At 68.4% G+C, this 6000-nt stretch carries 6 protein-coding genes; all 6 read right to left on the bottom strand.

Annotation, left to right across the window (positions count from 1 at the left end):
- Nucleotides 1-1266, bottom strand: a 1266-nt coding sequence (locus G3O06_RS19840) for an efflux transporter outer membrane subunit (protein ID WP_205817215.1), incomplete at its 3' end; no start/stop codon positions are given.
- A gap of 13 nt (nucleotides 1267-1279) precedes the next feature.
- The gene (locus tag G3O06_RS19835; RefSeq protein ID WP_205817214.1) at nucleotides 1280-3343 is read right to left on the bottom strand and encodes a MacB family efflux pump subunit; all 2064 of its coding nucleotides are present in this window, start codon (nucleotides 3341-3343) and stop codon (nucleotides 1280-1282) included.
- Between the two features lie 2 nt (nucleotides 3344-3345).
- Nucleotides 3346-4539 (bottom strand): efflux RND transporter periplasmic adaptor subunit, encoded by a 1194-nt coding sequence (locus G3O06_RS19830; RefSeq protein WP_205817213.1) that lies wholly within the window; start codon nucleotides 4537-4539, stop codon nucleotides 3346-3348.
- Between the two features lie 296 nt (nucleotides 4540-4835).
- Nucleotides 4836-4982 carry a hypothetical protein gene (locus G3O06_RS19825; protein WP_205817212.1) on the bottom strand — a complete coding sequence of 49 codons (147 nt, stop codon included), beginning with the start codon at nucleotides 4980-4982 and terminating at the stop codon, nucleotides 4836-4838.
- 15 nt (nucleotides 4983-4997) lie between these two features.
- Entirely contained in the window at nucleotides 4998-5579 is a 582-nt protein-coding gene (locus G3O06_RS19820; RefSeq protein WP_174971893.1) for an HD domain-containing protein, read from the bottom strand.
- Nucleotides 5580-5690: 111 nt separating this feature from the next.
- Nucleotides 5691-5900: a hypothetical protein gene (locus G3O06_RS19815; protein ID WP_205817211.1), complete on the bottom strand. Its 210-nt coding sequence runs from the start codon at nucleotides 5898-5900 to the stop codon at nucleotides 5691-5693.
- Nucleotides 5901-6000 lie beyond the last annotated feature (100 nt).

The raw sequence follows: 6000 nt of genomic DNA, 5'->3' as shown, positions 1-6000 counted from the left end.
GTCGAGCCACGGCTGTACGGCGGTCGCGCCGGCCGCGAAGCGCGCGGCGGCAAGCCGCTCGGCGCGTTGCGCCTGGGCCAGTGATAGCGCGCGCTGATCGGCCTCGCGTTCGAGCTGCACACGCGCCGACAGCGCGTTCTCGACTTCCGCGAGCGCCGTGTAGAGCTTCTGGCGGAACCCGACGACCGCTTCCTCGTATTGCGTCTTCGACACCTTGATCTGCAACTGCATCGTGTTCCACTGGATGAACGGCAGTGCGAGGCCGAGCCCGAGCGTGCCGACCGGATTCGCGAGCACGCGCTCGAGGCTCGTGCTCGACGTGCCGGCCTGGCCGGTCAGCGTGAAGGTCGGGTAGAAGCTCGTGCGCGTCGCGTCGACCTGCGCGAGCGACTCGCGCAGCCGGAATTCCGCCGCGCGCAGGTCGGGGCGCCGGCCGAGCAGGCTGGCCGGCAGGCCGGCCGCCACTTCCGGCGGCCGCGCATCGGGCAGCGCCGACGGTTCCGCCGCGAGTTGCTGCGGCGGCCGGTCGAACAGGATCGCGAGTGCGTGGCGATTCTCGGTACGCTGCTGGATCAGTTGCGTCTGCGCGGCGCGTTGCGCGGCGAGGCTCTGCTCGGCCTGAGCGAGATCGAGCCCCGACACGGCACCGGCCGTGTGCCGTGACCGGACGACCGCGAGCGTGCGGACCGCATACGCGATGTTCGCGTCGCCGAGCGCGATCTGCCGGTTCAGGTAGCCGATCTGCCAGTACAGCGACGCGGTCGTGCCGATCAGCGACAGCCGCGCGGCTTCGAGATCGGCGGCCGTCGCGTCGGCTTCCCAGCGCGCGGCGTCGCGCAGTGCGGCCAGCCGGCCCCACAAGTCGATTTCATAGCTAAGCGAAACGTTCGCGTTGCTCGACCGGCTCGTCTGGTGCGTGTCGAGCGTGCGCGACACGGCGCCGTTCGCGCCGGCCGACACGTTGGGCGTCAGGTTCGTATTCGCGAGCCCGGCCTGCAGTTGCGCGCGGTACACGCGGATCGCCGCGATCGCGAGGTCGTTGTTGGCGCGCAGCGCGTCGTCGATCAGCGCATCGAGTTGCGGATCGCCGAAGCTGCGCCACCAGTCGCGCGTCGTGGCCGGCGCGTCGGCGGAAACCGGCGCCGCCCAGTTCGCCGGCATCGCGACGGCGGGCAGCGGTTCGTGGCGCGCGCCTGCACAGCCGGCGAGCAGCGCGGCCGCGCACGCGAATGCGCCCAGGCGGTGAAGCGTTGAGGAATGCGTCATGGCGGGCCTTGCGTCAGTCGCGCGCGAGCGCATCGATCGGATCGAGCCGCGACGCATTACGCGCGGGCATGAAGCCGAAAATCACACCGGTGAGCGTCGAGCAGATGAACGCGGTCACGATCGCGCCGGCCGAGAACACCATCTTCCACTGCGCGACGAACATCGAGAACAGCGCGCCGAGCCCGAGCGACAGCGCGATGCCGATCGTGCCGCCGAGCAGGCAGACGAGCACGGCCTCGACGAGAAACTGCTGCAGGATGTCGGACTGACGCGCGCCGACCGCCATCCGGATGCCGATTTCGCGCGTGCGCTCGGTGACCGACACCAGCATGATGTTCATCACGCCGATCCCGCCGACGACGAGCGAGATCACGGCGATCAGCGACAGCAGCAAGGTGAGCGACTGGCCGGTCTTCTCGACGGTCTTCACCACGCTGTCCATGTTGTACGTGAAGAAGTCCTTGCGGCCGTGGCGCTGCGTCATCAGCTTTTCGAGGCTCTTCTCGGCGGCGGCGCTCGGCTGCCCGTCGCGCACGCGCACGGTGATGCTGTCGAGGTGGCGTTGCCCGAACAGGCGCCCGCTCGCGGTCGTGTACGGCACCCACACGTTCAGGCTCTTCACGCTGCCGAACGCGCTCTTCTTGTCGGCCGTCACGCCGATCACGACGCACGGCACGTTGTCGACCAGGATCGCTTCGCCGATCGGGTTGCGCGTCGCGCCGAACAGCTTGCGGCGCGTGTTCTGGTCGATCACGGCCACCTGCACCTGGCGGCGCACCGCGTCCTCGTCGAACGCGACACCCAGCGCGAAGCGCATCCCGCGCGCCTGGAAGAAGCGGTCGCCGACGCCGCTCACGAGCGCGTTCACGTCGACGTTGCGGTAGCGCAGCAGCAGCGTGCGCGACGTTTCGGGCGTTGCGCTGTCGACGTACGGCTGTTCGGCGAGCGCGGCGACATCGGCGGGCACGAGCGTCTGGATCGCGTCGGCGCGGCTGTCGCCCCAGTCGGTGCCCGGATAGATGTTGATCGTGTTCGTGCCGATGCTGCCGATCTCGTCGAGCATGTAGCGCTTCGCGCCTTCGCCGATCGCGACGATCGACACGACCGACGTGATGCCGATGATGATGCCGAGCATCGTCAGCAGCGTGCGCAGCCGGTGCGACACGAGTGCGATCCACGCCATCCGGCAGGCCTCGGCGAAGCGGCCTGAACCGGCCGCGAAGCGTCGCGTGCGCGTGCCGGTATCGGCATGCGCATCGGTGTCGTCGGCTGTGGGTGGCGGCGGCGTGTCGTGGCGATCGCGGGCGGGTGGCCCGCCGGCTGCTGCTTCGGTCGCTTCAGCAGCTTCCGCTGCGTTGACGCCCGCTTCCGCCAGCGCTTCCGCATAGTGCCGGTTCGGCCGGTCGGCGACGATCTCGCCGTCGCTGATCTCGATGATGCGCTTCGCATGGCGCGCGACGGCCTTGTCGTGCGTGACGATGACGATCGTATGGCCGAGCGCGTTCAGCTCGTGCAGGATGCGGATCACGTCCTGGCCGCTTTTCGTATCGAGCGCGCCGGTCGGTTCGTCGGCGAGGATCACCTGGCCGCCGTTGATCAGCGCACGCGCGATGCTCACGCGCTGCTGCTGGCCGCCGGACAGCTGCCCGGGGCGATGGTGTGCGCGATCCGCGAGCCCGAGGCGCGCGAGCAGCTCGCGTGCACGGGCGTGCCGCTCGGCGCGCGGCGTGCCGGCATAGATCGCGGGCATTTCGAGGTTCGCGACCGCGTCGACGTGCGGCAGCAGGTGATAGCGCTGGAACACGAAGCCGAAGTGTTCGCGGCGCAGTTGCGCGAGCTCGTCGCTGTCGAGCATGTGCGTGTCCCGGCCGCCGACCGTGTAGGTGCCTTCGCTAGGGTGATCGAGGCAGCCGAGGATGTTCATCAGCGTCGACTTCCCGGAGCCCGATGCGCCGACGATCGCGACGATCTCGCCCGCGTGGATCGACAGGTTGACGTTGTTCAGGACGACGACATCCTTGTCGCCGGCCGGAAAGCGTCGTGTGACGGCAGCGAGTTTCAGCAGCGGCTGGCTCATCGTCACACCACGTCCGCCAGCGGCGCGTGGTCGTCACCGGCCGCTTCGCCGATCACGACGCGTTCACCGTCCTTCAGGCCGGCCAGCACTTCGACGCGCACGTTGTTGTTGATGCCGATGCGGACGTCGCGGGTTTCCGTGCTGCCGTCGGCGCGCAGCACGCGCACCGCGTAGGTGCCGTCCTTGCGTTTTTCGCCGAGTGCGGCGGCCGGAATGCTCAGCGCGTTGCGTGCGTTGCCGAGCACGATGCTGACTTGCGCGGTCATCGAGATGCGCAGCCGATGCTCGGGATTCGGTACTTCGAACAGCGCGTTGTAGAACACGGCCGAGTTCGGCTTCGAGCCGCCGCCCGCACCACCGCCGAGCGGGCTCTGTGCTTCGGCATAGTTCTGCGGTGCCGGCTCGATCGCACGCAGCTTGCCGTAATGGCGCTTGTCCGGTTCGCCGAGGATCGTGAAATACGCGGCCTGGCCGGCACTCACGCGGATCACGTCGGCTTCCGACACCTGCGCCTTCACGGTCATCGTGTCGAGATCGGCGAGCTTCAGGATCACCGGCGCCTGCTGCTGCGCGATCACGGTCTGGCCTTCCTGCGTGACGACCGCGACGACCTCGCCGTCGATCGGCGCGACGATGCGCGTGTAGCCGAGGTTGGCCTGCGCGGTCTCGATCTGGATGCGGGCCGAGCGGATCTGCGCGGCGAGCGACGCGAGGGTCGCGCGTTGCACGTCGAGCGTCGCGCGCGCGGCCTCGAACGACTCACGCGAGGTCGCATCGTCGGGCAGCATCGCCTGCTGGCGCTTGAATGCGAGTTCCGCCTGCGTGAGTTGCGCGGCGGTCGATTGCTGCTGCGCGCGCAGGCTTTCTTCGCTGGCGCGCGCCTGGCGCAGCGCGTTTTCCGAGATCACGGGATCGATCTCGGCGAGCCACTGGCCCTTCGTGACCTTGTCGCCGAGCTTGACTTTCAGCGACTTCAACTGCCCGGACACCTGCGCGCCGACGTCGACCTGCTTGAATGCCTGAAGCGCGCCGGTTGCCAGCACGGCGTTCTCGAGATCGCCGCGCGAGACGGGCGCGGACAGGTATTGCGGATGCTTGTCGGGCGCGCACGCCTTCAGCGTGACGCCGGTGGCGATCGCGGCGATGGCAAGGGTAGCCAGCACGATGCGCCGGCGGCGATGGGTCTTCTGAGTCATGAGCGTGCGGCGAGGATCAGGCAGTGCCGGCGATGCGTGCGGCCGGGCGGGACGATCCGGCCGGCGTCGCATGTCGGGCAGGTTGCCCGCGACGGCATCCGCGTACGCATCGCGCGGCCGTGCCGAGTCGAATCAGCCGCTCATGGTAAGCGAGGAAATCACGTCAAATCGTGTGGAAATTGTGCTGAATTGTGCGAACGCCGCGCCCGAGCGGGGGCCGTGCGGCGTCATTGTTGCGATCTGTGAGAACGGAGGGCGAAGGCCCGTGCGCGTGTTGCGGCCTGCGGTGACGCGCGTTATCGCTGCACGGCGACGAGCGCCATCATCGGACGGTCGCGTTCCTCGCCGAGCGTGGGCAGCGCATCGACCTGCGCCTGCGTCGGCCCCCATTCGTCGAGGTGCGCAAGCGTGAAGCCGCTGCCGATCGGCAGGTTCACGAGCATGCAGAGCGTGCGAGCTTACGCGTGCTGTCCGCCCGCGTCGATCCGGCGTTGCGTGTCGGCGTCGACGATGTCGCGGATCGCGCTGAACAGCGGCGCGGCGTCGGTATAGCGGCGGCCGTAGCCGAGATTGAACGCGTAGTCGAAATCGGGCGGATTGCTGCCCTGGTTGTGCTGCAGGATCGTTTCGAGCTTGTCGAGCGCCTTCGCCGCGCGCGCTTCCGGAGATGCAGCTGCCTCGTATTCGTCCCACAGTGCGACGATCTCGTCGCGCTGCGCGGGATCGAGCGGCGCGGTCAGCGTCAGCAGGTCATCGCGTTCGTGCGCGCTTTTGTCGGGATGCGCGGCCTGTTCGATCGCGGGGATGTCGCCGTGCAGCGCCTCGCCGAGATCGTGGACGACGCACAGCTTCAGCAGCTTCAGCGTGTCGATGCCGGGCAGCGCGTCCGCGAATACGAGCGCCATCAGGCACAGCCGCCAGCTGTGCTCGGCCGTGCTTTCCGCGCGCCCGGACGACGTGTGGCCGCTGCGCAGCACATCCTTCAGGCGTTCGGCTTCGCGCAGGAAAGCGAGCCGCGCGTGGATCGTATCGGGGTTCATGGTGGGTCGGCGTCGTTGCGATGAGCCGTCAAGCGTAATGCGGCCGGGCGCGGTTCGTCCACGCATGAAATATGCGTGGCGTGCGGGGAGCGGGTGCGCTTTGCCGCGCGGCTACTGTACGGAAAGTCCGGCCCAGCAGAACAGCGCAAAGAAGCCGGTCTGAACAAGGACGATCAGGCTGAACAGGTAGGGGCGGCTGCGGCGCGTCACGCGCCTGCCGCCTGCGTTGGCCACACCCGAGCGAAGCGCGACCAGCACGGCGGCGCCCGTATAGAGCATGAACGCGACGATCACGAGTTCCCGTACGATAAGCGTCGACATGTGGCATTTCTCCTGGCCGTGCTGCCATTCACGTTGGCATCTTTTGCGTGTCGCGCCGGATACGTCGAAGTACGTAGCACCGTTGTCTGCATGCGGTTCT

The sequence above is a fragment of the Burkholderia sp. Ac-20345 genome (assembly GCF_017104825.1).
Taxonomy (GTDB): Bacteria; Pseudomonadota; Gammaproteobacteria; order Burkholderiales; family Burkholderiaceae; genus Burkholderia; species Burkholderia lata_B.
Note: the sequence above shows the minus strand (reverse complement) of the source record. Positions and strands in the feature narration are given on the sequence as shown.